Source organism: Mycobacterium sp. 2YAF39 (assembly GCF_052114565.1).
In the GTDB taxonomy this organism is placed as follows: Bacteria; Actinomycetota; Actinomycetes; order Mycobacteriales; family Mycobacteriaceae; genus Mycobacterium.
In genome coordinates, this window is sequence record NZ_JBFREZ010000004.1 from 215,669 (window position 1) to 239,596 (window position 23,928).

Consider the following 23,928-nt stretch of genomic DNA (forward strand, 5'->3'; position numbering starts at 1 on the left):
GAAAGCTCCTTCGCAATATCGATTTCGCAATATCGATCGTTCCGCGTCGTGTACCCGCCTCACTCATGAGGAAACTCCGGCGAAACGTGCGTCACATATCGGCCAATTTCGGGATCGCCTGCCGGGGACCGAACCGCGGATTGAACGCGAGACCGCTGATCTCCAGCAAGCGGACCGCACGGTGCCGATGCGGACGCAGCGGTTCGAGGAGCTCGACCATTGCAGGGTCGTCGATCGGGTGTCCGAGCAGACTCCAGCCGACCATCTTGGCCAAGTGGTAGTCGCCGACCGACAACGCGTCGGCGTCGCCGAACGCGCGCTGGGCCGTCTCGGCCGCGGTCCACACGCCGACGCCCGGCAGCGACATCAACGCGGCGCGAGCCAGCTCCGCGGGCCGCCCGACGAGGCGTTCCAGCGAGTCGGCTCGCTGCGCGCAGCCCACGATGGTGCGGGCGCGTCCCGGGTCGACGTTGGCGAGGTGAAACTCCCACGACGGGATGCGCCGCCACACCTCGCCCGGCGGGGGCACGCGCATGTGTGCGGGAGCCGGCCCCGGTGCTGGGGCACCGTACTTGGTGACCAGCGACTTCCACGCCCGTCGGGCGTCCTTGCCGTAGACCCGCTGTTCAAGGACCGCCGGGACGAGCGCTTCCAGGACCCGGTCGGTGCGGCCCATCCGCAGGTGCGGTACCCGCCGATACGCTGCGGCGATCGTCGGCTCGACCGGTGCAAAGCCCGATACGTCGTCATCGCGTCCCAGCTGCCTCGGCAGAGATTCGGTGAATTCCGTTGCGCCGCTGCCCCATGCCTCGCAGTCCACGGTTGCGGGCGCGGATTTCGTGATGCGCGCGGTGACCGGGCCGCTGCGCATGAGGCTGGTGCGCCAGATCGCGCCGTCCTCGGCGTCGTGATAGCACGGATCAGCGCGGCCGCGGCGCAGTGGAGACAGCGTCACTCCCGGGCCGGCCGGCCCCTCGAACTCGACGCTGACCGCGCTGTACACCCGACCAGGCTATGCGACGGTGATGTCAGCCTTCTCGGCATAGAACGCGACGTGACCGGCGATCAACGCCACGGCCGGATACGGCTGCTCGTAGGTCCAGATCGCGTCCTCGACGGTCTCCCCGGACGAGGTGACGACGTGGTAGTAGCTCGCGTCGCCCTTGAACGGGCAGTACGTCTCGGTGTCGCTGGCACGCATCACCGACGGCGCGACGTCGCGCGACGGGATGTACTGCACGGCGGGATAGGTCGACTCCTGCAGCGTCAGGGCATTGTCGGTGTCGGCCACGACCTCTCCGTTGATCCGCACCGTGACGTGCTTGCCGGTGGGCTCGACGGTGATGGGGTGGGCAGCGGTGGGCTCCAGTACTGGTCGATCGCTCATGACAAGACCAACGTGCGAAGACGCGCCATTTCTTCCGGCCCAGCCAATAGCATCGCCAGGCATGACCGAACATCGCGAGGCTGACTGTCAGGCAAGTGTGGATATCGCGGCAGACGCCGTCGCGGTGTACGACCTGATCACCCACCTTCCGACGATGTGTCAGGTGGCTGCGGAGACCACCGCCATGGAGTGGGTGCAGGGTGACGCCGCGGTGCCCGGCGCGAAGTTCAAGGGCACCAATACGGCCGGCAGCAAGTCGTGGTCGACGGCGTGCACCGTGACCGATGCCGAACCCGGCCGCGTCTTTGCGTTCGATGTGCGCAGCGCGGTCGTGCCCGTCGCGCACTGGCGATACGACATCGCCTCCACCGGCGAGGGGACCTGCCGGGTGACCGAGAGCACCTGGGACCGTCGCCCCGGGTGGTTCCGCATTCCGGCGGGCTGGGCCACCGGCGTGAAGGACCGCAAGTCCGCGAACGCCGAACACATCGAGCTGACGCTGGCACGGCTCAAGCAGAAGGCCGAGTCCCAGGGAGCCGCCCCGGCGGCGACATAAAACTAGGGCCGCCCCGGCGGCGACATAAAACTAGGGCCGCCCGGCGACATAAAACTAGGGCCGCCCGGCGATCTTGTCGGCGACGACGGCGATGGGCGACGTCGACCGACGCCCACGCGACTCGTGCCAGTCGGCGGCCTTGTACGCGAGGTACATCCCGCGCACGCCCAACCATCGCAACGGCTCGGGTTCCCAGTCGCGCGAAGCATGCCCGACCCACGGCAGGTCCGTGAGCGGCGTCTGCCGTCCGAGCACCAGATCGGTCAGGGTGCGCGCGGCCAGGTTGGTGGCTGTCACGCCATGCCCGACGTATCCACCGGCAGCGCCCAAACCCGTTGCCTTGTCGAAGGATACGCTCGCCTCCCAGTCTCGCGGGACGGCAAGCACACCACACCAGGCATGCGCGACGGGGATGTCTCGGGTCTGCGGCAGCGCCGAGTGCAGCACCGCGGTCAGATGCGCGATGGTGCTTTCCGGCACCCGTCCGTCGATGTCGGTGCGCGAGCCGAACCGGTAGGGCACGCTCCGGCCGCCGATCGCAATCCTGTCGTCCACCGTGCGCTGGGCGTAGAAGAAGCCGTGCGCGGTGTCACCCAACGTCTCACAGCCCTGCCAGCCGATCGTGTCCCAAACATCCTGGGGGATCGGCTCGGTCGCGATCATCGAACTGTTCATCGGCAACCAGCGCCGCCGCAGCCCCGGCAGCGCTGCCGTGAAACCCTCGGTCGCGCGCAGCACGACGGGCGCGCGGACCGCGCCGAGCGTGGTCCTCACCCGCCCCGCGTGGACCTCGGCCGCAGGCGACCTCTCGTAGATATCGACGCCGAGCCGTTCGACGGTGTCGGCCAGACCCCGCACGAGCTGGGCCGGCTGTATCCGGGCGCAATGCGGGTTGTAGTACGCCGACCGCACGCCGTCGATCTGAATGCGTTGTGCTGATTCGTCTTTGGTCAACGCGGTGATGCCGTCGACCTTCCAGAGGCGCTCTTCATCGACTTCGGCCGCCAGCCTCGACGCCTGCGCACGGCTGCGCGCCACGTGAAGCGTTCCACCCTTGACGGCGCCCGCATCGATACCTTCGCGGTCCGCGACGTCGATGACCTCATCGACAGCGTCGTTGAGGGCTTGCTGCCAGGCCAGCACGCGATCGCGCCCGTAGAGCTTCGCCATCCGGTTGCGGTCGCCGGGCACCAACCCGGACAGCCACCCACCGTTGCGGCCGGACGCGCCGAATCCGGCGAACCGCGCCTCCATCACGACGATGCGCAGCGACGGATCGGCCCGCTTCAGGTAGTAGGCCGTCCACAGCCCGGTGTAGCCGGCGCCCACGATGCACACGTCGGCGTCGCGATCACCGGGCAGAGGCGCGCGCACGGCCGGAAGCTCCGCATACCAGTTGGAGATGCGGCCATTGACAGGAATCGCTTCGGACACCGTCCGATTCTGGCAGCACACACCAGTGGTGTAATCGGCAGATGACCGGCCTTGACCGCCACGGCGCCGTTTTCGTGTTGACGCTCGGGAACGACGAGAACCGTTTCCACCCGGATCGACTGATCCAGATCAACGCCGCGCTCGACGAAGTGGAGGCGGCGCAGGGCGCCAGGGCGGTGGTCACGACGGGTTCCGGCAAGTTCTACTCCAACGGGCTGGACCTGGATTTCATGGCGGCGAACCCGGATGCATCCGAGACCAACCTGGTCGACGTCCACGCGTTGTTCGCCCGTGTGCTGGCGTTTCCCGCGCCCGTCGTCGCCGCGGTGCAGGGCCACGCGTTCGCCGCGGGCGCGATGCTGGCCCTGGCTCACGACCAGATCGTCATGCGCGCCGACCGCGGCTACTTCTGCCTTCCCGAGGTCGACTTGGGAATTCCGTTCACCCCGGGCATGAATGCGCTGATCCGCTCCCGGTTACCGATCGCGATCGCCCATGAGGCGATGACGACCGGGCGCCGTTACGGCGGAGAGGACGCACATGCCGCAGGCATCGTCGCCGCGACCGGCGGCGAAGGTGAGGTGGTCGACATCGCGGTGGCGCGGGCCGAGGCGCTCGCCCCGAAGGCTGGCGCGGTGTTCGGGGCGATCAAGGCGCGGCTCTATGCCGAAGTCATCGCGGAACTGAAGGCCGTCTAGGCGTCCTTGTCCCCCGATCGGGGGACACCGGATCACCTCCTGCGCGGTCCGATCACCCGACAGACCTGCGGGTCTGTGCACGGCATCGTGGTGTCTGCACATCCCACGACACTGGAGAGCCGAATGCATGTCTTCACGCGCTACATCGCCACGTACATCGTGCTGCCCGCCGGACTGATCGGCGCGTTCGCGCTGGCAACGGCGACCAACGCCGACGCCGCCGTTGCGTCGAACACCTCGCGGCCCGCCATCTCCGCCCTGCTCTGACGTCGCGAGAACGGCGAATTGGTGCCCGGACCCCTCCCCGCACCGTGCGAAGCTGAAAAGGACCGGTGGCGTGATGGAGAGGGCGACTCGATGGGTCAGTACCAATGCAGGCAGACACTCGCCGCGCTCACGCTGTCCACGGCCGCTCTCCTCGCAGGGTGTGCAGGCACATCGGAGTCGCCCGCGACAGAGGCCTCCACTCCCACCGCTTCGTCCACCACAACCGCGACCACCCCGCCACCGCCGCCGTCGCCGCCGCCCGTCACTGCCGCCGGCCTGGCCGGGTTACTGCCGAGCCTCGATGAGCTCAAGACCGTCATGGACAACCCCGCGTTGATCGCAGGCCCGAACTCCACCGGTGTGGCGGCGCTGGATCCACGCCAGCAGGTCTACGAGCCTGCAGGTTGCGCCAGCTCGTTCGGCGCCGGCGCTCCACCGGCCTTCGAGGGCACCGGTTGGCGGGGGTTTCGTGGGGTCAGCCAACAGCAATCGCCGACGCCATCAGTCGTACTCGGCGAGTCCGTGGTCACCTTCGACGACGCGGCGGCCGCGCAGAAGGCGCTGGCCAATTATGTCGAGCAGTGGCGCCGCTGCGCCGACACGCGGTTCACGTGGAAGGTCGTCTCGCAAGGGCAACAGTCGGAGTGGACGCTGGGCCAGCCTGTCGACGCCGGCGGCGGCGTCACCTCGTTGCGCAACGTGAACGACAACTCGCCCGTGACCGTCACACGTGCCATCGCGGCCAAGAACAACGTGCTGGTCGACGTGCAGATCATGGGAAGCGGCCTGACCGAGCAGAACATCACGATCGCCAAACGCATCCTGGAGCGCATTCCGGGCTGAGCCCAGCGGCGCTATCCGCTCAGCATCAGGTATTGGGCCGCCATCTGCTGGTGCGCGTTGTTCAGTTCGCGGGCAACGGCTTTGAACGTATACCGCCCGCTGGTGGCGACGCACCAGTGGTGCGGAATCAGGCCGCCAGCTCCGTCGATGCGCACACACCGGCTGCCCGCGAGGCCTGGAACCTCCGCGGCCGGCTGCGCCGCCTGCCTCTGCGCGGTGTCGTCGCCGAGGGCCTGCGCAAGCCGTTGGGCGGCCGCGGCGTCGCGGGCCTGGTACACCGTCGTCTGACTGACCGCGACGGTGTCCACCCCGGCGTCCCGCATTGCCGCACCCGCCGCAATCGGGTTGTCCTCCAACTGCATTGCCCCTGCCGGGTCGTAGTCGGCGTCCACCATCGAATCCCCCTGGCCGGGCTTGAGCGGCACAGTGCGGGCGAGCAGACCCGACGGATCACGCGGTAGTGTCGCCAGCGGTGCAGGGGCGGTGGGTACAAACGTGTCGATCAGCGGCACCTGCAGATCGAGGATGCGGCCGGCCAGTTCGACGGCCCGCTCTGGTGTGGCGAACTGGATGACCTGGATCAGCACGTGCGGCCCGCGTGCGCTGATCACGGTCAGCTCATGCACGATCGCGGTGCCCTCGGGGCGCGCCATCAGTGCCGCGGTGGCCTCGGGGTGACCCGGTATGGGCACCGCGCGGACGGGCTCGGTCGGGACCGGGCCGCCCGCCCTGTCGGTCACCACGATGTTCAGCGCCCCGGCGGCCAGGCCTTCGGCGACTTTCGCAGCAGTTTCTGGGAATGGATACTGCAGCACCGCGTTTCGCACCATCGCCGTGTCGTTCGCATTCGACGAAGTTCGTTCACTGACGAAGCCCACGATCAACGGCAGCGAGGGAAACCTGGTCAGCATCGACGGCCAGATCACCTGCGAAATCTGGTTGCGCTGATCCATGACCTTCGCCGGGGCCGCCCCAGCTTGGATCAGGACGGGATCGGCCTGCCACGGCCCGACGACGAAGCCGGCCATCCGCCGTCCCTCGACGAGCCGCCCCACGTCATCGGTTCCCGCCTGTCCCAACGCAGGCCGGGGTGTCGTCGGGTAGGAGCCCGGGTCGAGCGCCGACGGATCGATCGTCGGTGTCGTCGATTTCACCGCCGTGCCGTCGACGGCGCCGCCGCAGGCGGTCAGCAGTAGCGCGATCATCAACGCCGCGAACGTGATCCGTCCCATCGCGTTGCGCCTACACCCCGTTGGGCATACACATACGCCAGCCGTCATCGCGGACCAGCTTGAAGTCGAGGGTCTTGCGGCCCAGCATCTCGTTCTGGGCGTCGACAGTCGCCGTCGCGTCGTCCCCGACGATGCGCACGCTGTTGACTGTGACCGTCGTCAGGCCTTGATCGACACGGGTCTTCTTCAACGAGTCCATGACCGGCCCGGTGTACATCGCCCGCCAACTGGGACACATCAGTTCCAGATAGGCGTCCCAGTTCTGCGTGTTGTAGGCATCCTGGAAGGCCAGCACCGCCTCACGCACCTGATCCTCGTCGGACACCGGCGCGACGGTCGTGGTGGAGGTGGCCGCCGAGGGCGCTGCCGCCGCCGACGAAGACGACTCCGCACTGCTATGTTCTGCAGCCGGTGTTCCGCCGCGTGAGCACGCTACGCCCAGCGTGACCGTGAGGAGCAACGCTGAAACGACAGCGGATACTTTGTGTGACGTCATTGACGGCAAACCTCCATTGGATGGACTCACTGTTGTCGGGGAACCTTGTTGGCGGTGGCATTGACCAACGCCGCGACGTCGGCGGTACCCGGCGGGCGGCATTGCCGGATATCGATGAGCACGTTGCCGCGGGTGGATATGCCGTGCTGACACACCGCGTCGCCTGCGCTCGAGGTGGCCTGCAGCACGAACACTCCGGCGTTGTTGGTGGGCTGCTCGAACTTCCACGCCTGAGGCGGGTCCTGCGCGGACGAGATGGTGACCGTCTTGCCCGCGCATATCTCCCACTGCCGCCGCTGTAGCTGCAGCGAAAGACCAGGGCCGTTCTCTTCGGGGAACGACACGGCGGCCTGAATGATGCTGTCCTGGGTGATCTTTCGGTAGAGCGCACGCAGCGTCTGCACCGCTACCCCACCGAAAGGGCTCTCGCTGTAGACCGGTTGCTGCGCCGGTGCCCATGCCCCGAGGCACTGCTGATTGTCAATGGTGGCCGAGTCGTTGAGCATCTGGTTACCGTCTTGTTCGAGGACCACCGCGTTGTCGCCGGTGTTTCCGGGAATCTGGCTGCCGGTCAACAAGATTGAACGCAACACCGAGACGGGCACGTCGGTGGCGGGCGCTCCGGTCGGCGTCGGGATCGTCGCCGGTCCGGACGCAGGGGTCGATGCCGGTTCGTCTGACGGCCACACCACCACCGTCACGGTGGCGGCTATCAGCACCGCGACGGCGGCTACCGCGCCGATCACGACGGCGCGCCGTCGGTTTCGCGGCGCGGCACTGGCAGGCGCGGGAAGACCATAGCCCGGTGCCGACGGACCCTGCATCGTCTGCGGCCCGTTGTTGAACCAGGGCATGACCGGTGCGCCTGCGTCGGCCCGGGGGTAGGAGCTGACCTCGCGGCTCGATACCGGCGCCAGTAGCGTGCGGTCCTGCTGAAAGCTCGGGTCGTGTAACGCCGCGAATGCGGCCGCTCCCAGCGCGGTGGCCGAACCGAATCGCCGCGCCGGGTCCTTGGCCATCGCGACGGCGATCACCTGGTCGAGCGCGCCAGGCAGGGAGGGCGCCACATCGGTGACACGCGGCGGTGGTTGCTGCAGGTGCGCCATCATCGTGGCGGCCGGCCCGTTGGCACCGGAGAACGGTGTCTTGCCCGTCAGCAGCCGAAACAGCGTGCAGCCCAGCGAATAGATGTCGGCGCGACCGTCAAACGGCATGCCCGACAACACCTCTGGGGCGGCATAGGCGATGGTGGCCATGACCGCGCCGGTGGCCGTCAGTCCGACGTCGTCGAGCGCGCGGGCGATCCCGAAGTCGCCGAGCAGCACCCGCTCGTCGGGCCCGACCGGTCCGGACAGCAGAAAGTTGGCCGGCTTGATGTCGCGATGCACCACTGTATGGGCGTGCGCGAAGTCCAGCGCCTTGGCGACCTCGGCGACGATGTGGACCGCGCGGGTCGGCGTCATCCCGCCGGCGCGCAGCGCGGCGTCGGCGTCGGTGCCGTCGACGAACTGCATCGCGATCCACAGCTGGCCATCGTCGGTCTGGCCCCGGTTGTACACGGCCACGATCTGCGGGTGGTCCAGCGAGGCGGCAACGTCGGCCTCGCGGGTGAACCGCGTCCGGAAGTCGGGGTCGCGCGAGAGTTCACGGGAGAGCACCTTTAGCGCGTCATAGCGGGGCAGGGTGGGGTGTGCGGCCAGATACACCGAGCCCATGCCGCCGACACCCAGTTCGCGTTCGATGCGGTAGCCGCCCACCATCGACCCGGCGGTCAGCATCGGCTACCCCATCGATCAGCATCTTCGTCGTCGATGCTCCGCCCCCTAAGCATGCTCTGCAGTATCACGCACGGCCACAGCCGTCGTCTCAACCCGGGTCCGTCGCTCAGTGGCCGGTGAGCCGCAACACGACGCTTTCCAGCGCGGCGGACACGTCGGCGGGTACCAGCCGTTCGGCCTCCACCGCAGTCACGACATCGACGTCGACGCCGGCGGCCGCGGCGGTTTCCTCGGCGCTGAGTTGGGCGCGGTGGCGTGCCGCGAACAGGCGCTGGCCCAGCGTGGCGGCCGGGGCGGCGGCGGCGAGCAGCATCAGGTCACGGTAGGTCCGGCGCACGTCGCCGAGCGCCAGCATGATCTGGGGCGCCGGGGCGCTGCGGGCGGCATTGGCGGTGGTGGCCTCCAGCCGTCGCAGCTGCGCCAGGTGCTCGGCGGCCTGCGCGCCGAACTCCGGATCGCTGATCGGCGGCAAAGTCGCGATCTGCGCCCCCAGGCCGTCGAGAGCGATCGCGGCGTAGTCGACCATCACCTCTACCTGCACGGAATCCGACAGCAACTCGGTGTCATCGTCCTCGGGGATCTCGCCACCGCGGGCCACGTGGGTGATGGTGCCCGGCGGCCAGCGCAGCGCGTGCTCGACCTTTTCGCGGGTACTCGCGGATGGCCAGCTGCGCCCGCGCTCGAGCTCCTCCAACTCGCCGGAGCTGATGACGCCGTCGTCGCTGAGGCGGCGTGGGGTGTAGCCGAGCTCTTCGCGGCGCGCGGCCACCGCAGCGCCTGCCCGCGCGATGTCGGGGCCGCCGAGCGCATCGGTGCGGACGGTGATCGTGTCCGCGGGCGGCCCCTCACCGGTGTGGTGGGTGGCCATCATGGTGCCTGCATCCGGGTCGATGAACGAGAACCTCACCTCGATGCCGTTGACATGACCCAGGTGCAGTGTCATTCCGTCGGCCACGGAGACGGTGGACACCCTTTCGCCGTGGAGGAACACGCCGTTCGTGCTGGCTTCGTCGACAACCACCCAGTGCACGCCTGCCGATTCGATCCTGGCGTGCGTCCGGGAGATGCGCGGGTCGGCGATGCGCAACTGCGCGGGCAGCTCCCTGCCGATGAACACCGGGCCGTCTCCGGGACGCAGCACCTCGTCCACGGTGCCGAACCGCACGATCAGAAGGGGTGCGCCCGGCTCATTGTGTGGAGACTGCGACGGAACCATTGTCTGAATCTTTCATGCCCCGCGGCCGCAGGCGGCAACTGGCGTAGCTCAGAACGCGCAGCGGTGGTACTGCGCCATGTAGCGCAGCGACGGTGCCGCCGACATCACCCTGGCCATCACGCGGTAGTACCACGCGACGTCCTGGAAGGTCGGGGAGTCGAACGGGGACTGGAAGGCCAGCAGGCGAACCCCGGGAACGGCGCTGACGATGTCGTCCGGCATGTCGATCCCCCAGTACAACGTCGACCCGGATCGGCGGACCACCGCGTTCATCCACTGTGACTTGATGCCCAGCCGGTTGAACGCGTCGAACTGCAACTCTCCGGACGGGAACGCGTCGACGATGCGGCGCAACAACGCCACACCGTCGGATTCCGTGAGGTACATGGTGAGTCCCTCGGCGATCATCAGCGTCGGCCGGTCCGAGCGCACCTCGCGCAGCCAGGCCGGATCAGTCACCGACGCGGAGATCACGTGGTAGTTGTCGCGGGCCGGGAAGAGCTGGCGGCGCAGGTCGGTGACGTCGGGATAGTCGACGTCATACCACTCGACGCCCGGACCGGGGTCGAGCCGGAACGCGCGCGCGTCCAGCCCGCAGCCGAGGTGCACGACGGTGGCTTCGGGCGCGACCGCCAGGAACTGTCTGGCCCAGTTGTCGAAATGAGCGCTGCGGGTGGTGACCGAGGGCGAATTGGCTTTGGTGATCGATGTCTTCGACCAGTCGTAGTCGATGCGGTCGACGATCTCCTTCGCCCAGCGGTCCCCGAGGATCGGCTTCGGCAGGTCAGCGTCGAGCGCCTTGGCGTAGAGGGTAGCCAGCATCGTCTGCGGCGCGCCGGAAAGGTCGACGTGCAGTTTCTCGCTCACAGCTTCCGAGGCTAGCGGCGGCGCAATCCAAACCGCCAGCGGCTGAACGCTGTACGGCGTGGCGTTCAACGAATAGCGTTGACATACATGCGGATCGACGTGCACGCCCATTACTGGACCGAGGCCTACCTCGATATCCTCGTCGGTCTCGGCAAGACCGACACCGCCACCCAGCGCGGTATCGGCGCAGGCGATGGCGCGGAACTCGATGCACGGCTGCGGTTGATGGACCGCGCAGGCGTCGACCTTCAGGTGCTCTCTGCCGCGCCGCAGTTGCCGTACGGCGCCGATATCGACCTGGCCGTCGCCGCTGCGCGCCACGTCAACGACGAATACGCTGCCGTCGTCGCGGCCTATCCTGACCGCTTCCGCGCCTTCGCCGCCACGCCGTTCGTCTGTCCCCCTGCCCTTCGGGCGGGAGGTGCCCCCACTTCGCGCGAGCGCTCATCGCCGATGACCCACATCGACGCATCGATCGCCGAAATCAATCGTGCTGTCGATGAATTGGGCATGGTCGGTGTCACGATGAACACGAGCGTGCTGGGCCACGCGATCACCGACCCGGCCTTCGAGCCGATCTTCGCCGAGCTCGACGCCCGCGGCGCGGTGCTGTACCTGCACCCGGCGGGAAACGGCGCGTGTTCACCGCTGGTCTCCGATCACCACATCACCTGGATGGTCGGGGCGCCGTTCGAGGACACCATCGCCGCGATGCAGCTGATCACCTCGGGACACCTTCAGCGCTATCCCGGCGTGAAGATCATCTGCTCGCATCTCGGCGGTGCGCTGCCGATGATCATCCGCAGGGCCGACGACCACGTGGCGTGGGAAGCACCCGACACTCCTGAGCCGCCGAGTCTGGCGGTGCACAGGCTGTGGTTCGACACGGTCAGCCATTGCCATGAGCCCGCATTGCGTTGTGCCATCGATTCTTTCGGTGCCGACCGGATCCTGCTAGGCACCGACTTCCCGTACGAGGACGGCGACACGTTCGTGCGCGCCGTCGACTACGTGATGGATGTCGCGGACCCCGGTGAAGCGCACGCGATCCTCGACGCCAACGCCATGGCGCTGTTGCGCATCAACTAGGCCGCCATCGCGAGGTCTTCGGCGAACATCGTTTCCAGTGTCGCCAGATCCCCCGACTGTGCGGCCGCCGTCAGCGCCACCACCATCCGCTTCTGCTCGGCGCCGGTGGGCGTCTCGCGGCGTTCTGCGACAAGGCGTTTGCGTGCACGGCTGACGAGCTGACGCGCGTTCGCCTGCGTCACCTCGACGATCGCCGCGATCTCGCCGTACGAATAGTCAAAGGCTTCCCGCAGCACGTATGCGGCGCGTTCGGGCGGTGACAGCCGTTCGAGCAGCGTCAGTGCCGCGAGCTCGAGCGCCTCGTACTGCTCGATGCTCCGCAGCGGATCGGCGGTCTGGTCCACGGGTTCGGGAACCCATGAGCCTGTGTGCGTTTCGTGACGCGCGCGAGCGGACTGCAGAGCGTTGATGCACAGTCTCCTGGTGGTGGTGATCAAGAAGGCGAGCGGGTCCAGGACGACGCTCCGATCGCACGTCTGCCACCTCAGCCAGGCGTCCTGCACGATGTCCTCGGCCTCGGCGCAGTCATTGAGGATCCGAAACGCGATGGTGAACAGACGATCCCGGAAGACGTGGAACGTCATCGCGGCTTCTTCGAGCGTTTCGTTGGCCATCAGACTGCCGAGCCGCCGCCGTCGGCGTGCAGGGTCGAACCCGTGACGAAGCTCGCGCGTGGGGAGGCAAGAAACAGGACGGCCTCGGCGATTTCGGCGGCGTGGGCGGTCCGGCCCAGCGGCAGTGCCCTGCCGAGTTCCTCATTGGTCTCGCCCCACACCGCGGCCACCCCCTCTGTGCGGGTCGGCCCCGGCGCCACGCTGTTGACGCGCACCCCGTGTTTTCCGAACTCGGCGGCCCAGGTGCGGGTCAGCGACTCGAGTGCAGCCTTGGAAGCGCTGTATCCGGATGAGCCGGGAACGCCTTTGGAGGCGACCATGGACGTGACGTTGACGATGCTGCCCCGCCCACGTGCCAACATTCCCGGGACTAGGCCGGCGATCAGGAAGTACGCACCGCGCACGTTGGTGTCGAAGATCGCTTCGAAGACGGCGACGTCCGCGTCGACGGTGGCCGCGCCGGTGAAGTCGGCGGCGTTGTTCACGACGATGTCGACGTCGCCAACCTGTTGCACGAGTGACCTCACCGACTCCAGGTCGGACAGGTCGGCCTGCACGAAGCGCGCATTCGCGCCGATGCGGGCGGCGGCCTGCTCACCGCGTTCGCGGTCTCGCCCGGAGATGATGACCTGGGCGCCTTCACAGGCCATCAGCCGCGCGGACTCCCAGCCGATTCCCGCTGTACCACCGGTGATCAGGGCGACGTGCTCGGCTAACTCCACACATTCAGCATGTCGACCGCGACCGCGATGCGGACCCTTGAAAGTCCGTAGTCATCCCGTAGTGCGTGGGCTCAAGTGACCTCGGGGCGGCCGCGGAGTTGTCGACGCGATTTGATGCCGAGCTTGGCGAACACCTTCCGCAGGTGCCACTCGACGGTGTGCGCGCTGATGAACAGCTGCGCGCCGATCTCCTGGTTGGTCAGCCCGGTGCCTGCCAACTGGGCGATCTGCGCCTCCTGCGCCGTCAGCCCTTCGCCCGATCCGCCGGTGCTCTTGCGGGTCTTCTCCCCGGTGACGAGCAGTTCGCGCCGGGCACGCTCGGCGAACCCTTCCGCCCCCATCCGGACGAACATCTCGTGCGCGATGCTCAGCTGCTCGCGTGCGTCCACCCTGCGGTGCTCACGCCGCAGCCACTCGCCGTACACCAGATGCGACCGTGCGAGGTAGACGCGCATTCTGGTGCGCCCGAGCCGATCGACGGCCTCCCGGTAGAAATCCTCGGCGGTATCGGAGTCGGCGACCAGGGCACGGCAGCGCGCCAATGTGCCGAGCGCCCATTCGGTTCCTGCGGCCGCCTGCGTCTCCATGCTCTTGACCGCGTCGATCGCCGCATCTCTCTCACCGCACCGGACGCCTGCCTCGATGAGCTCGGCGAGCGACATCCGGTAGGGGCCGAGGTCTTCGTGTTCGCACGCCTGTTGTGCGGCGCGCAGCGCCTCCTCGTAACGACCCAGACCGTTGTTGAGGATTGCGGTGAAGCAGCCGATCAAGCCGGTGACTCTGCCCTCGCCGCGAGACCCCGCCAGCTCCGTGGTGCCCTCGAGCAGCCGCAACGACTCGGCCTCGGCACCACGCCACACGGTGAGTGATATCTGGTGGTACCTCACCGGCGCGTATCCCGTCGCGGCCGCGATCGTGTTCGCCTCCTCGATCAACGCCGCCGCCGCATCGAATTCACCCGCGAACACGTGGCTGCCCGCCCGCGTCGCCAGGGCGAGCGGAAGCATGGCGAGCGCGCCCGATTCGCGCGCGAGGCGGGCCGCGGTCGTTCCGACCTCATGCCACAGATCGTCGTCCCACAATTCACCCGCGGCGCACTCCTGCGCTATCGGAAAGCCTTGCCAGAACGAACGAATGACATCGCCGTCGGCGTGCCGTCCCGCCTCGAGCACCTGCGTCATCGCGGCGCGCAGGGTCGGCAGGCTCGCCGTGTGGCCGTCGGTGAATCGCATCGCGAGCCCGTCCAGCAGCAGATCGTTGGGGCGCGGCGGTTGTGGTCCCGGCGGGGCATGACGGGCCGGTTCGGCGACGACGATCGGCCCGCCGTACGGACACAGCCGGCCCGCGTACATCGCAGCGCCGAGCGCATCGAGATACGTCTCCCTGGCCAGGGCGTCGTCGAGTCCTTCCAGGCCGCGGGCGGCCGCGAGCAGTCCGAGGGCCGCGTCGGCGACCTTCGGTGCATCGCCGCCTCCGCCACGGCTGCGCATGAAGGCGATCTGGGCGCGCAGGCGAGCCACCTGCGCACGCTGCAGATCGTCGAGCGGGCTCATCTCCGCGATCGCCAGGAGGGCATACGCCGCGTCCGGCGAGGTGGCGGCGTACTTCGCCTCGGCGGCGGCGAGTGCCCTGGCACCGCGTCGCACCGGATCGGCCGTCAGCTCCGTCGCCCGTTCCAGAAACGCCGCGGCGGCGGCGACGCCACCCCGGGCCACGGCCCGGTCGGCCGACTGCTCCAGGTCGTCGGCCACGGCGTCGTCGGTGCCGAAGGTGGCGTTTGCGCCGTGCCATGCGCGACGCTCGGGATCGGCCTGCGGATCGGTCTCCTCGGCGAGTGCGCGGTGGGCCGCCCTGCGATCGTCGCCGCCTGCTGCGAGGTAGGCCGCCGAGCGCATCAGCGGGTGGCGGAAGCGCACGCGGGTACCGATTTCGATCAGCCCCTCCGCCTCGGCGTGCGCGGCGACCTCCGGCGAGATCCCCAGCCGCCGGGCCGCCCGGATCAGCAGTGCCTTGTCGCCGACCGGTTCTGCCGCCGCGGTGAGAAGCAACTTCTGGGTGGGCATGGGAAGCGACTGCACCCGCCGCACGAAGCTCTGCTCGATCTGGCCCGACGGCGCGCGTGCGCCGGGACGGCCGAAACCGCCTTCGCCCGTTGCGGGATCGCGGGGCAGCTCCAGCAGCGCCAGCGGATTGCCCCGCGCCTCTGCGATGATCCGCTCGCGCACCCGTTCATCGAGGCGGCTGCGGATCACCGTGGCGAGCAGCGCGCGCGCATCACCGTCGGACAGGCCGCGAATCGTCAACTCGGGCAATCCCTTCAATTCATCGTCGTGACCGTCGCGGACGGCGAACACCAGCGCCACCGGCTCGGCCAGCAGGCGCCGTGCGACGAACGAGAGCGTCTGCGCCGACACCCGGTCGAGCCATTGCGCGTCGTCGATGACGCACATCAGCGGCTGGTCGTGCGTGGCCTCCGACATCAGGCTCAGCACGGCAAGGCCGACGAGGAACCGGTCGGGGGCAGGGCCTGCGCTCTGTCCGAACGCCGTCGCCAATGCGTCACGCTGGGGCCCCGGCAGGCGGTCGAGGCGGTCCAGCAGCGGTGAGCACAACTGATGCAGACCGGCGAACGCGAGGTCGACATCGGCTTCGACGCCGGTGGCCTGCGCCGTGCGGAACCCGGCCGCGCGCTGCGCCACATAGTCGAGCAGCGCGGTCTTGCCGACCCCGGCCTCCCCGCGCAGAACGAGCACCTGGCTCTGCCCTACGCGGGCAGCCCCGATCAAACCGTCCAGCGCCTCGCACTCGTCGTTTCGTCCGAGCAGGCGCTGATCGTTGCCCGCCATTCACACCGCCGTGGTTGATCTTGAATTCCGGCTTTCAGGCTAGCCGGTGGCCCCCTCGGGGGATGGCTTGCTCTTCCGTCTGGCCGCGCGCAGCCCCGCCCAGAACTGCGCGGCCTCGGCGATCGACTCCTCGACGGGCCTTGGCTCCCAAGCCAGTTCCGTCCTGGCCTTGGTGCAGTCCACCGGCGCCTCGGCCCGCATGAGCCGCAGCGACCCCATCGACAGCTGCTCGTCGGTGCCCCGCAGCTTGGCCTTCGCGCTGCCGAGCGCAGCCATCGCATAGGACATCGGCAGCGGAATCGACCTGGTGGGCGCCGGCACGCCGGCCGCCTCGGCCGCGATGCGCACAACGTCGGCGTTGCTGATCATTTTCTCCGAGATCAGGTAGCGCTCGCCGACCCGGCCATGCTCGGCCGCCAGGATCATCGCTCGTGCCGCGTCGTCGACACCGACCGCCTCGAGCTCGATCTTGTCCATCACGAACGGCAACTTGCCGAAGGCGGTGCCCGCGATGATCGCCCCGTGCGGGGTCCCGCCCCAGTCACCCGCGCCGTACGTGGTGGACACGCACATCGCGACGGCGGGCAGTCCGTGCTCCCGTGTGTAGGACAACACGAGCTCTTCGGCCTGCACCCGGGAACGCACGTACGGCGTCAAACCCCTGTCGACGATGGCGTCGTTCTCGGTGGCGATGCGCCCGCGTTTGCGACCGACGGTGACGTAACTGCTGGTGAAGATGAACCGGTGCAGCCCAGCATCTTTCGCGATCTCCAGCACATTGCGCGTGCCATCGACGTTCGTGTGGAACAGCGGCGCGGGGTCACGAAGCCAGCCGCGGGTGTCGACGACGCAGTAGTACACGTCCTCGACACCGGCCATCGCGGCGCGCAGAGTCTCGTTGTCCCAGATGTCGCCGACGAACCGCGTGACATCGAGGTCGTCGATCCCGATCGTCTTGGCGCCGTCGCGCACCATCACCCGCACGTCGTCGCCCTTGCCGACGAGCTGGCGGGTGACGTGCGAGCCGAGATAGCCGTTCGCGCCGATGACCAGTGAGGTCACTTCTGTCCGCCGAACTGCTTCATCCACTCGGCCGCTTCGTCGGGCAGCGTGCCGAGTTCGGACGCTTTGCGGCACCACTTCACGGTGGCCTTCACGAAGCGCAGCGGGTTGTAGACGTCCTCCTGGCGGCGCCACAGCCCGTCGCCTGCGTACGTGAGGATCGAGATGTTGGTGGCGGTGATGATGGTCCCGTCGCCGGGGTCGCGCATCGGGTTGTCCAGCTCGCAGATGATCCGTCCCGTCGGCTCGTCGATCACCGACCACAGGGACGGAAACGACGTCATGTAGCTGCCGGGGAAGCTCTCCATCGTCCGCCAGATCCAGGGCCGCACCTCCTCGCGCCCCCGCATGGTTCCCGCTGCGTGCTCCACATAGGTGACGCCGGGTGTGTACTGCTCAACCCACGGATCCCAGTCGCGGGTCTGTGCCGCGCGATCGACCGTCGCCTCGAATTGTTGGAACGCCGCGGCCAGCTCGTCGCGGCTGAAAGTGCTGCCAGTCACACCCAGAACTAGAACACGTTCTACTGATGTTTGTCGAGCGCCTGCCTGCGACGCCGCACGCATCACAGATCCGTAATCTCCGCGAGGAACACCAGCTTGGCGCCGGTAGTTATACAGGCACTATGACGCAGCAATACAACAAGAATCCCGCCGCGGTCGACGCGTTGTCGCCTGAGCAGTACCACGTCACTCAGGAGAACGGCACCGAGCGGCCGTTCACCGGCGAGTACTGGGACAACCACGAACCCGGCATCTATGTCGACGTCGTGTCCGGCGAGCCGTTGTTCGCATCGGTCGACAAATTCGAGAGCGGCACTGGCTGGCCCAGCTTCACCAAACCGGTCGATGCCGCCAACGTGGTGGAGAAGCGCGACCGCACGCTGTTCATGGTGCGCACCGAGGTGCGGTCGGCGAACGGCGACAGCCACCTCGGGCACGTATTCAACGACGGCCCACGATCCGAGGGCGGGTTGCGCTACTGCATCAACTCCGCTTCGCTGAAGTTCGTCCATCTCGACGACCTGGACGCCGCGGGGTACGGGGACTACAAGAAGCTTTTTAAGAACCAGGAGGCACAGGCATGAGTGAGACCAAGAAGGCGATTCTGGCCGGCGGCTGCTTCTGGGGTATGGAGGACCTGATCCGCAAGCAGCCCGGCGTCGTCGACACCCGCGTGGGCTACACCGGGGGGGAGAACGCCAACGCGACGTACCGGAACCACCCCGGCCATGCCGAGGCCATCGAGATCATCTACGACCCCGCGCAGACCGACTACCGCGCACTGCTGGAGTTCTTCTTCCAGATCCACGATCCGTCCACCAAGAATCGGCAGGGCAACGACGTCGGCACGAGTTACCGGTCGGCGATCTTCTACACCGACGAAGACCAGAAGGCCGTCGCGCTGGACACCATCGCCGATGTCGATGCGTCGGGCCTGTGGCCGGGCAAGGTGGTCACGGAAGTGACTCCGGCCAGCGACTTCTGGGAGGCAGAGCCGGAGCACCAGGATTACCTGGAGCGCTATCCGAGCGGATACACCTGCCACTTCCCGCGGGCCGGCTGGAAGCTGCCCAAACGCGCAGAGGTCTAGAGAACTACTTCCCGTGGGCTCGCAGTTGGTAGAGCCCATGGGTGACGGCAACGGTTTGGCCGGCTTCGTCGCGGACCACAGCGTCCAGCACGAAGTCGGCCTTACCTTTTTCGGCTGCCTCGGTTTCGATGCGAGCGAGTTCGTCCTCGCTCAGCGACGCTTCGGCGCGTAGATCACTGCGCGCGGCGGCGGTGAACTCGATGTCCAGCTTCTTCACCAGTGGGTAGTACTCGGCGGCGTCGAAGCTCGCGATCGCGATGATCCCACCGAGGATCTCGGCGACGGTGAACTCGACACCTGCGTACACGACACCGAAGTGGTTGCCGTTGCCCTCGGCAGGCACGGTGGCCGCGGCGTAACCGCGGCGCGCCTCGACCGCCTTGATGCCCATCTTGTGTGCCGCGGGGATGGTGGTCTCCATCGCGCCGTTCATCATGTCGGCAAGACTCATACGACGAACCTAGCCGAGAGCGTCAGCGCCGGTGCACAGTGACGAGGCCGCCGTCCTTCGGCGTGAAGGCGACACCCCGGAAGTGAATCTTCTCGTCGGGGGCGTGATCGGTCTCGATCACGAAGTGCCGCAGGATTGTTCGCAGCACGACGTCCATCTCGACGTTGGCGAACGCGGCGCCGATGCACCGGCGGGTGCCGCCGCCGAACGGTATCCACGCGGTCGGGGCCCTCGTGCCGACGAACCGGTTCGGGTCGAAGGTCTCGGGATTCGCGAAGGCCCCGGGATCGGCGTGCACGTTGGCGATCGAGATCAACACCGTGGTGCCGCGTGGGATCCGCCAGTCGCCGAGGTCGAAATGCGGAGCCTGGACGTGACGGCCAGCGAAGTCGATGATGGTCCGGTTGCGTTGCAGCTCAACGATTGTGGCCTGGCGGAACTCGTTGCCGCCTTCGTCGTTCTCCTCGACGAGCTTGGCGAGAACGCCGGGATGGCGGCGCAACCGTTCGAACGCCCAGCCCAACGTCGAGGCGGTCGTTTCATGGCCGGCGCCGAGCAGGGTGAGAAGTTCGTCGGAGATGTCCTGATGAGACATCGGCGTGCCGTCCTCGTACCGGCTGCCGATCAGTAGCGCCAGGATGTCGGTGCGCTCCTCGAGCCGCGGATCGGCCTCGGCCTTTTCGATCAGCGCGAACACCGTCCTATCGAAGTTGCGGCGAAACTCCTTCAGCCGGCCCCACGGACTGCGCTTGCCGGTGTTGAACTTCGGCTCCGGCAGGGTGGCCATCCGCGAACCCAGCTTGGTCCACGGCGGGATGATCTCGCGCAGGTAGTCCAGTTCGGAACCGTCGGCGCCGAATACGGTGCGCAGGATGACATTCAGGGTGATCCGGTTCATCGGCTCGAGCGTCGCGAACTCGCGGCCCTCGGGCCAGGCCGCCGTCTCGCGCAGCGTCTCCTCTTCTATGACCTTCTCGTAGTTCTTGATGCTCTGCCCGTGGAACGGCGGCGCGAGAAGCTTGCGGCGCGCGCGATGCTCCGTACCGTCGAGCGCGAAGACTGATCCCGGCCCGAAGATCCTGCTGAGGTTCGGCTTCACGTTGATCAGGTCGTCGGTGCTGGCCAGGAATACCTGCCGCGCCAGTGCGTGGTCGGAAACCACCACGCTCCGGCCGAAGAACGGGACGTTGATCTCGAAGACCGGACCGTATCTGTGTGCCGCGCTCTGAATGAACCGGCGGCGGAAGCCCGCGAGCAGGGCCATCTGGACCGGCTTCGGCAGGCGCACCGCGGGCAGCGGCTTGGCTGACGTCGCGCGGGCTTGGGTGTCGACGATCGCGGCGTCGGTCATCACTTCTCCTGGGCCAGCGGGGTTTCGCGGCGGTGCACGATGATGCGACCGCCGTCCTTCGGGGTGAAGGCCACACCGCGTGAGTGTGCCTTTTCGCCGGGAGCTTCGGTCGTGTCGATCACGAAGTGCCGCAACACCGTTCGCAACACCACATCCATCTCGACGTTGGCGAACGCCGCGCCGACGCACCGACGGGTGCCGCCACCGAACGGGACGAACGCGAAGGTCGGCGGACGCGTACCGATGTAACGTGTCGGGTCGAACCGCTCCGGGTCGGGAAAGTCGTCGGCGCGGCCATGCAGCTGCCCTATGGCGACGACGATGGAATATCCGCGCGGGATGACCCAGTCGCCGAGCTCGAAGGTGGACGCGTAGACGTGCCTGCCCGCGAAGTCGATGACCGTGCGGGCGCGCTGCACCTCGAGGATGGTGGCCTGCCGGTATTCGTTGTCCTCGGTGGCCGCCTCGCCGACCAGCTCTGCCAGCACCTGGGGATGGCGGCTGATGCGTTCGAACGCCCAGCCGAGGGTGGAGGCGGTTGTTTCGTGCCCGGCCGCAAGCAGCGTCAGCAGCTCGTCACCGATGTCGCTGCGCGACATCTTCGAACCGTCCTCGTAGGAGCTGCGCAGGAGCAGCGCGAGCACGTCGTCGCGGCGGTCGATGTCCGGGTCGGCGCTGACGCGATCGATCAGCCGCTCGACGACCCCGTCGTACTGGCGGCGGTACTCGGCGAGTCTGCCCCACGGCGTGTAGCGGCCAAAAGTGCGGTCCGGCGCGGGCAACACCACCAACCGTGAGGCGAGCGTGACCCACGGCGGAATGATGCGCCGCAGATCGTCGAGCTGTTGGCCGTCGGCGCCGAACACCGCGCGCAGTATGACGTTGAGCGTGATACGCATCATCGGTTCGAGAATCGAGAATGCCTGCCCCTGAGGCCAATTCGCCGATTCGCGGAGGGTCTCCTCTTCGAAGATCTTCTCGTAGTTCTTGATGCTCTTGCCGTGGAACGGCGGAGTGAGCAGCTTGCGTCGCAGCCGATGGTCGACACCGTCGAGGGCGAACACCGATCCGTCACCGAGCATTCTGGACAGGTTGGGCTGCACATTGCCGACGTCGTCGGTGCTGGCCATGAAAAGTTGCTTGGCCAACTGCGGGTCGGCCACGATCACCGTGGGGCCGAACACCGGCAGGTTCAGCGTGAAGACGTCGCCGTGGCGGCGCGCGATCTGCTCGTACATCCGGGTCCGCGAGACCGCATAGCCGATGCCCTGCACCAGCTTGGGCAGCCTCGGGCCGGGCGGCAGCTTCGCGGCGTGGGGGGTGGTGGCCGGCTCGTCGAGGATCGCCGTCCCCTGCCCATCGTGCGTGGGCCCTTCGCTCATGACTCGCTCCCAGCCGTCTACGTGGTACTACGCGGTACCGCGGGTTCGTGTAGTACGGTACCGGTTGGTACCAGGCCTTCGCAAGGCTCCCAGGGAGGTGAGATGACGACTGCGGTCAACGCGGGTGCGCACGATTCGCAGTCTGGTGAGCTCGCCGATCCGTTCCGGGACCGGTTGCTCGACGGCATGGCCGCATCGATCGTCGAACGCGGCTTTCGCGACACCACCGTTGCCGACATCGTCCGGCACGCCCGCACCTCGAAGCGCACCTTCTACGAGCAGTTCGGCAGCAAGGAAGACTGCCTCATCGAGCTGCTGCGCCGGAACAACGACATCCTGATCACGAACATCCGCAGGGCGGTCGACCCGCAGGCGGATTGGCAGGAGCAGATCCGCCAGGCCGTCGGCGCGTACGTCGGCCACATCGAGGCGCGGCCCGCGATCACGCTGAGCTGGATCCGCGAACTTCCCGCTCTGGGCGTGGTTGCCCAGCCGCTGCATCGGGTGGCCATGGAACATCTGACCGACATGTTGGTCGAGCTCAGCGACAGCCCCGGCTTCCGGCGCGCGCAGATCTCACCGCTGTCGCGGCCGCTGGCTCTGATCGTGCTCGGCGGTCTACGCGAACTGACCGCGCTGTTCGTTGAGGACGGACGCGATGTGCAGGGCATCGTCGAACCCGCCATCAAGGCGTCGACGGCCATCCTCGGCCCGTCCAACGTGGCCTAGCTCAGGATCAGCCGCGCCGACTTCTCCAGTCGCTGGGCGATCTCGGTATACGACGCGTAGCCCATCCCCGCACGCACGAGTGCGCCGGAGTACAGCATCTCCAGCGAGTCGATGACGTCGGGATCGATGTCGGCTCCCAGCGCCGCGGCGAGCCGGTCACGGATGTCGCGTCCGATGCGCACCCGCAGCACCTCGACGTCGGGGTCCCGACCCAGCAGCGCGTTGGTCACCGCGCCCGCGAACTCGGGTTCGTCGGCGACCAGCAGGGCGATGTGCCGCAGCACCTCGATGACGCGTGCGGCCGGGTCACCGGATTCATGAGACGCGGGCGGGGATGCGACGAGCCTGCGCCAGAACACCTCGGCGACCAGGTGCTCCTTCGACGAGAAATAGGTGTAGGCGGTGGCGGCCCCCACGCCGGCCTCGGCGGCCGCTCTGCGGACGGTCAGACCGGTGAAACCATCGCGGCAAAGGAGTTCGACCGCGGCCCTGCCCAGACGATCGACGGTGTCGGCCTGTTTGGCGGTCAGACGGCGCCGAGTCGACTCTAGGGCCGTGTCGGACACATGTCCGGACGCTACTACAACTGCCATTGACCAGCAACGGTAGGTTGACCTCCATGAGCACTACAGACACTGCCCTCTCCAAGGGCGCTGACAACGCCCTGCCCGACGCCGCCGCGCGGCTGTTCACACTCGCCGATCAGGTGACCGGTTTCATGCCCGCAGACGAGGGACGCACGCTGTACGACACCGCAGTCCGGTATCTGGGAGACGGAGCAGCCGTCGAAATCGGTACGTACTGCGGCAAGTCGACGTTGTTGCTCGGCGCGGCGGCCCAGCAGTGCGGCGGCGTCGTCTACACGATCGACCATCACCACGGTTCCGAAGAACATCAGCCGGGCTGGGAGTACCACGACGAGTCGAAGGTGGATCCGGTAACCGGATTGTTCGACACGCTGCCGACGCTGCGCCACACCCTGGACGCCGCCGGTGTCGACGACCACGTCGTCGCGGTGGTCGGGCGATCGACAACGGTCGCGCGTGGTTGGCGAACACCGTTGCGGCTCTTGTTCATCGACGGCGGCCACACCGAGGAGGCCGCGCAGCGCGACTTCGACGGCTGGGTCCCGTGGGTGCAGGTCGGCGGCGGGCTGATCATTCACGACGTGTTCCCGAATCCGGACGAAGGCGGTCAGGCGCCGTTCCACGTGTACCGCAGGGCGCTCGACACAGGCGACTTCCGCGAGGTGTCCGCGACCGGGTCGATGCGGGTGCTGGAACGCGTGTCCGGCGTACCCGGCGAGGCGCTGTAG

The 23,928-nt window shown here is 67.7% G+C and carries 26 protein-coding genes; 9 read left to right on the forward strand and 17 right to left on the reverse strand.

Going from position 1 to position 23,928, the window contains the following annotated elements; translation table 11 throughout:
* Positions 1-91: 91 nt before the first annotated feature.
* Both AB4Z42_RS14005 and AB4Z42_RS14010 read right to left on the reverse strand, forming a co-directional pair.
* Positions 92-1,003: a DNA-3-methyladenine glycosylase family protein gene (locus tag AB4Z42_RS14005; RefSeq protein WP_442009786.1), complete on the reverse strand. Its 912-nt coding sequence runs from the start codon at positions 1,001-1,003 to the stop codon at positions 92-94.
* Between the two features lie 9 nt (positions 1,004-1,012).
* Complete coding sequence (locus tag AB4Z42_RS14010; protein WP_442009787.1) at positions 1,013-1,387, reverse strand: DUF427 domain-containing protein; 375 nt, start codon at positions 1,385-1,387, stop codon at positions 1,013-1,015.
* 61 nt (positions 1,388-1,448) lie between these two features.
* Here AB4Z42_RS14010 and AB4Z42_RS14015 point away from each other — a divergent pair, with 61 nt between their 5' ends.
* Positions 1,449-1,943 carry an SRPBCC family protein gene (locus AB4Z42_RS14015; protein WP_442009788.1) on the forward strand — a complete coding sequence of 165 codons (495 nt, stop codon included), beginning with the start codon at positions 1,449-1,451 and terminating at the stop codon, positions 1,941-1,943.
* A gap of 54 nt (positions 1,944-1,997) precedes the next feature.
* On the opposite strand, the gene AB4Z42_RS14020 is transcribed toward AB4Z42_RS14015, so the two are convergent.
* Positions 1,998-3,377, reverse strand: coding sequence for an NAD(P)/FAD-dependent oxidoreductase (locus tag AB4Z42_RS14020; protein WP_442009789.1), 1,380 nt, complete (start codon positions 3,375-3,377; stop codon positions 1,998-2,000).
* 41 nt (positions 3,378-3,418) lie between these two features.
* On the opposite strand from AB4Z42_RS14020, the gene AB4Z42_RS14025 reads away from it, so the two are divergent.
* From AB4Z42_RS14025 to AB4Z42_RS14035, 3 genes are all read left to right on the forward strand, one after another.
* The gene (locus tag AB4Z42_RS14025) at positions 3,419-4,075 is read left to right on the forward strand and encodes an enoyl-CoA hydratase-related protein (RefSeq protein WP_442009790.1); all 657 of its coding nucleotides are present in this window, start codon (positions 3,419-3,421) and stop codon (positions 4,073-4,075) included.
* Between the two features lie 90 nt (positions 4,076-4,165).
* Complete coding sequence (locus AB4Z42_RS14030) at positions 4,166-4,342, forward strand: hypothetical protein (RefSeq protein ID WP_442009791.1); 177 nt, start codon at positions 4,166-4,168, stop codon at positions 4,340-4,342.
* A 90-nt stretch (positions 4,343-4,432) separates the two neighbouring features.
* Complete coding sequence (locus AB4Z42_RS14035; RefSeq protein ID WP_442009792.1) at positions 4,433-5,185, forward strand: sensor domain-containing protein; 753 nt, start codon at positions 4,433-4,435, stop codon at positions 5,183-5,185.
* 11 nt (positions 5,186-5,196) lie between these two features.
* On the opposite strand, the gene AB4Z42_RS14040 is transcribed toward AB4Z42_RS14035, so the two are convergent.
* The 5 genes from AB4Z42_RS14040 to AB4Z42_RS14060 all read right to left on the reverse strand — a co-directional run bounded on the left by AB4Z42_RS14040 (position 5,197) and on the right by AB4Z42_RS14060 (position 10,729).
* Positions 5,197-6,417, reverse strand: coding sequence for a DUF7373 family lipoprotein (locus AB4Z42_RS14040; protein WP_442009793.1), 1,221 nt, complete (start codon positions 6,415-6,417; stop codon positions 5,197-5,199).
* A gap of 10 nt (positions 6,418-6,427) precedes the next feature.
* Positions 6,428-6,913 carry a nuclear transport factor 2 family protein gene (locus tag AB4Z42_RS14045; protein ID WP_442009794.1) on the reverse strand — a complete coding sequence of 162 codons (486 nt, stop codon included), beginning with the start codon at positions 6,911-6,913 and terminating at the stop codon, positions 6,428-6,430.
* 26 nt (positions 6,914-6,939) lie between these two features.
* Positions 6,940-8,691, reverse strand: coding sequence for a serine/threonine-protein kinase PknH/PknJ (locus AB4Z42_RS14050; protein ID WP_442009795.1), 1,752 nt, complete (start codon positions 8,689-8,691; stop codon positions 6,940-6,942).
* A 106-nt stretch (positions 8,692-8,797) separates the two neighbouring features.
* A complete protein-coding gene (locus AB4Z42_RS14055) occupies positions 8,798-9,907 on the reverse strand; it encodes an FHA domain-containing protein (RefSeq protein WP_442009796.1) in 1,110 nt (369 codons plus the stop codon).
* 48 nt (positions 9,908-9,955) lie between these two features.
* On the reverse strand, positions 9,956-10,729 hold the full coding sequence (locus AB4Z42_RS14060; protein ID WP_442010045.1) for a class I SAM-dependent methyltransferase: 774 nt from the start codon (positions 10,727-10,729) through the stop codon (positions 9,956-9,958).
* 132 nt (positions 10,730-10,861) lie between these two features.
* Here AB4Z42_RS14060 and AB4Z42_RS14065 point away from each other — a divergent pair, with 132 nt between their 5' ends.
* Complete coding sequence (locus AB4Z42_RS14065) at positions 10,862-11,863, forward strand: amidohydrolase family protein (RefSeq protein ID WP_442009797.1); 1,002 nt, start codon at positions 10,862-10,864, stop codon at positions 11,861-11,863.
* Here the strand turns inward: AB4Z42_RS14065 and AB4Z42_RS14070 are convergent.
* The 5 genes from AB4Z42_RS14070 to AB4Z42_RS14090 all read right to left on the reverse strand — a co-directional run bounded on the left by AB4Z42_RS14070 (position 11,860) and on the right by AB4Z42_RS14090 (position 17,610).
* Entirely contained in the window at positions 11,860-12,477 is a 618-nt protein-coding gene (locus tag AB4Z42_RS14070; RefSeq protein ID WP_442009798.1) for a sigma-70 family RNA polymerase sigma factor, read from the reverse strand. The two genes, AB4Z42_RS14065 and AB4Z42_RS14070, sit on opposite strands and share 4 nt — an antisense overlap.
* Positions 12,477-13,199: an SDR family NAD(P)-dependent oxidoreductase gene (locus tag AB4Z42_RS14075; protein ID WP_442009799.1), complete on the reverse strand. Its 723-nt coding sequence runs from the start codon at positions 13,197-13,199 to the stop codon at positions 12,477-12,479. The genes AB4Z42_RS14070 and AB4Z42_RS14075 overlap by 1 nt, the downstream gene beginning before the upstream one ends.
* Positions 13,200-13,270: 71 nt before the next feature.
* On the reverse strand, positions 13,271-16,045 hold the full coding sequence (locus tag AB4Z42_RS14080; protein ID WP_442009800.1) for an ATP-binding protein: 2,775 nt from the start codon (positions 16,043-16,045) through the stop codon (positions 13,271-13,273).
* Positions 16,046-16,084: 39 nt separating this feature from the next.
* Positions 16,085-17,107: an NAD-dependent epimerase/dehydratase family protein gene (locus tag AB4Z42_RS14085; protein ID WP_442009801.1), complete on the reverse strand. Its 1,023-nt coding sequence runs from the start codon at positions 17,105-17,107 to the stop codon at positions 16,085-16,087.
* Complete coding sequence (locus AB4Z42_RS14090) at positions 17,104-17,610, reverse strand: nuclear transport factor 2 family protein (RefSeq protein ID WP_442009802.1); 507 nt, start codon at positions 17,608-17,610, stop codon at positions 17,104-17,106. Before AB4Z42_RS14090 ends, AB4Z42_RS14085 begins: the two co-directional genes overlap by 4 nt.
* A 122-nt stretch (positions 17,611-17,732) precedes the next feature.
* On the opposite strand from AB4Z42_RS14090, the gene msrB reads away from it, so the two are divergent.
* The gene (gene msrB, locus AB4Z42_RS14095; protein WP_442009803.1) at positions 17,733-18,194 is read left to right on the forward strand and encodes a peptide-methionine (R)-S-oxide reductase MsrB; all 462 of its coding nucleotides are present in this window, start codon (positions 17,733-17,735) and stop codon (positions 18,192-18,194) included.
* The gene (gene msrA / locus AB4Z42_RS14100; protein WP_442009804.1) at positions 18,191-18,700 is read left to right on the forward strand and encodes a peptide-methionine (S)-S-oxide reductase MsrA; all 510 of its coding nucleotides are present in this window, start codon (positions 18,191-18,193) and stop codon (positions 18,698-18,700) included. Before msrB ends, msrA begins: the two co-directional genes overlap by 4 nt.
* A 4-nt stretch (positions 18,701-18,704) precedes the next feature.
* Here msrA and AB4Z42_RS14105 read toward each other — a convergent pair whose 3' ends face one another.
* From AB4Z42_RS14105 to AB4Z42_RS14115, 3 genes are read right to left on the reverse strand one after another with little or no spacing between them, the layout of a single operon-like run.
* Positions 18,705-19,151, reverse strand: a complete 447-nt coding sequence (locus AB4Z42_RS14105) for a YiiD C-terminal domain-containing protein (protein ID WP_442009805.1) — start codon at positions 19,149-19,151, stop codon at positions 18,705-18,707.
* Positions 19,152-19,173: 22 nt separating this feature from the next.
* Entirely contained in the window at positions 19,174-20,502 is a 1,329-nt protein-coding gene (locus AB4Z42_RS14110) for a cytochrome P450 (protein WP_442009806.1), read from the reverse strand.
* The gene (locus AB4Z42_RS14115) at positions 20,502-21,884 is read right to left on the reverse strand and encodes a cytochrome P450 (RefSeq protein ID WP_442009807.1); all 1,383 of its coding nucleotides are present in this window, start codon (positions 21,882-21,884) and stop codon (positions 20,502-20,504) included. The genes AB4Z42_RS14110 and AB4Z42_RS14115 overlap by 1 nt, the downstream gene beginning before the upstream one ends.
* 102 nt (positions 21,885-21,986) lie before the next feature.
* Between AB4Z42_RS14115 and AB4Z42_RS14120 the strand changes: the two genes are divergently transcribed.
* Positions 21,987-22,613, forward strand: a complete 627-nt coding sequence (locus AB4Z42_RS14120; RefSeq protein ID WP_442009808.1) for a TetR/AcrR family transcriptional regulator — start codon at positions 21,987-21,989, stop codon at positions 22,611-22,613.
* Here AB4Z42_RS14120 and AB4Z42_RS14125 read toward each other — a convergent pair.
* Complete coding sequence (locus AB4Z42_RS14125; RefSeq protein ID WP_442009809.1) at positions 22,610-23,179, reverse strand: TetR/AcrR family transcriptional regulator; 570 nt, start codon at positions 23,177-23,179, stop codon at positions 22,610-22,612. The genes AB4Z42_RS14120 and AB4Z42_RS14125 overlap by 4 nt on opposite strands.
* 53 nt (positions 23,180-23,232) lie before the next feature.
* Between AB4Z42_RS14125 and AB4Z42_RS14130 the strand changes: the two genes are divergently transcribed.
* The gene (locus AB4Z42_RS14130; RefSeq protein ID WP_442009810.1) at positions 23,233-23,928 is read left to right on the forward strand and encodes a class I SAM-dependent methyltransferase; all 696 of its coding nucleotides are present in this window, start codon (positions 23,233-23,235) and stop codon (positions 23,926-23,928) included.

What these genes read in the sequence shown, in the direction of transcription:
- AB4Z42_RS14115 (WP_442009807.1), bottom strand. Translation starts at nt 21,884, where the DNA reads ATGAGCGAAGGGCCCACGCACGATGGGCAGGGGACGGCGATCCTCGAC.
- AB4Z42_RS14065 (WP_442009797.1), top strand. Translation starts at nt 10,862, where the DNA reads ATGCGGATCGACGTGCACGCCCATTACTGGACCGAGGCCTACCTCGAT.
- AB4Z42_RS14055 (WP_442009796.1), bottom strand. Translation starts at nt 9,907, where the DNA reads ATGGTTCCGTCGCAGTCTCCACACAATGAGCCGGGCGCACCCCTTCTG.
- AB4Z42_RS14050 (WP_442009795.1), bottom strand. Translation starts at nt 8,691, where the DNA reads ATGCTGACCGCCGGGTCGATGGTGGGCGGCTACCGCATCGAACGCGAA.
- AB4Z42_RS14110 (WP_442009806.1), bottom strand. Translation starts at nt 20,502, where the DNA reads ATGACCGACGCCGCGATCGTCGACACCCAAGCCCGCGCGACGTCAGCC.
- AB4Z42_RS14080 (WP_442009800.1), bottom strand. Translation starts at nt 16,045, where the DNA reads ATGGCGGGCAACGATCAGCGCCTGCTCGGACGAAACGACGAGTGCGAG.
- AB4Z42_RS14130 (WP_442009810.1), top strand. Translation starts at nt 23,233, where the DNA reads ATGAGCACTACAGACACTGCCCTCTCCAAGGGCGCTGACAACGCCCTG.
- AB4Z42_RS14070 (WP_442009798.1), bottom strand. Translation starts at nt 12,477, where the DNA reads ATGGCCAACGAAACGCTCGAAGAAGCCGCGATGACGTTCCACGTCTTC.
- msrA (WP_442009804.1), top strand. Translation starts at nt 18,191, where the DNA reads ATGAGTGAGACCAAGAAGGCGATTCTGGCCGGCGGCTGCTTCTGGGGT.
- AB4Z42_RS14040 (WP_442009793.1), bottom strand. Translation starts at nt 6,417, where the DNA reads ATGGGACGGATCACGTTCGCGGCGTTGATGATCGCGCTACTGCTGACC.
- AB4Z42_RS14120 (WP_442009808.1), top strand. Translation starts at nt 21,987, where the DNA reads ATGACGACTGCGGTCAACGCGGGTGCGCACGATTCGCAGTCTGGTGAG.
- AB4Z42_RS14010 (WP_442009787.1), bottom strand. Translation starts at nt 1,387, where the DNA reads ATGAGCGATCGACCAGTACTGGAGCCCACCGCTGCCCACCCCATCACC.
- AB4Z42_RS14105 (WP_442009805.1), bottom strand. Translation starts at nt 19,151, where the DNA reads ATGAGTCTTGCCGACATGATGAACGGCGCGATGGAGACCACCATCCCC.
- AB4Z42_RS14060 (WP_442010045.1), bottom strand. Translation starts at nt 10,729, where the DNA reads ATGCTGGCTACCCTCTACGCCAAGGCGCTCGACGCTGACCTGCCGAAG.
- msrB (WP_442009803.1), top strand. Translation starts at nt 17,733, where the DNA reads ATGACGCAGCAATACAACAAGAATCCCGCCGCGGTCGACGCGTTGTCG.
- AB4Z42_RS14015 (WP_442009788.1), top strand. Translation starts at nt 1,449, where the DNA reads ATGACCGAACATCGCGAGGCTGACTGTCAGGCAAGTGTGGATATCGCG.
- AB4Z42_RS14035 (WP_442009792.1), top strand. Translation starts at nt 4,433, where the DNA reads ATGGGTCAGTACCAATGCAGGCAGACACTCGCCGCGCTCACGCTGTCC.
- AB4Z42_RS14025 (WP_442009790.1), top strand. Translation starts at nt 3,419, where the DNA reads ATGACCGGCCTTGACCGCCACGGCGCCGTTTTCGTGTTGACGCTCGGG.
- AB4Z42_RS14045 (WP_442009794.1), bottom strand. Translation starts at nt 6,913, where the DNA reads ATGACGTCACACAAAGTATCCGCTGTCGTTTCAGCGTTGCTCCTCACG.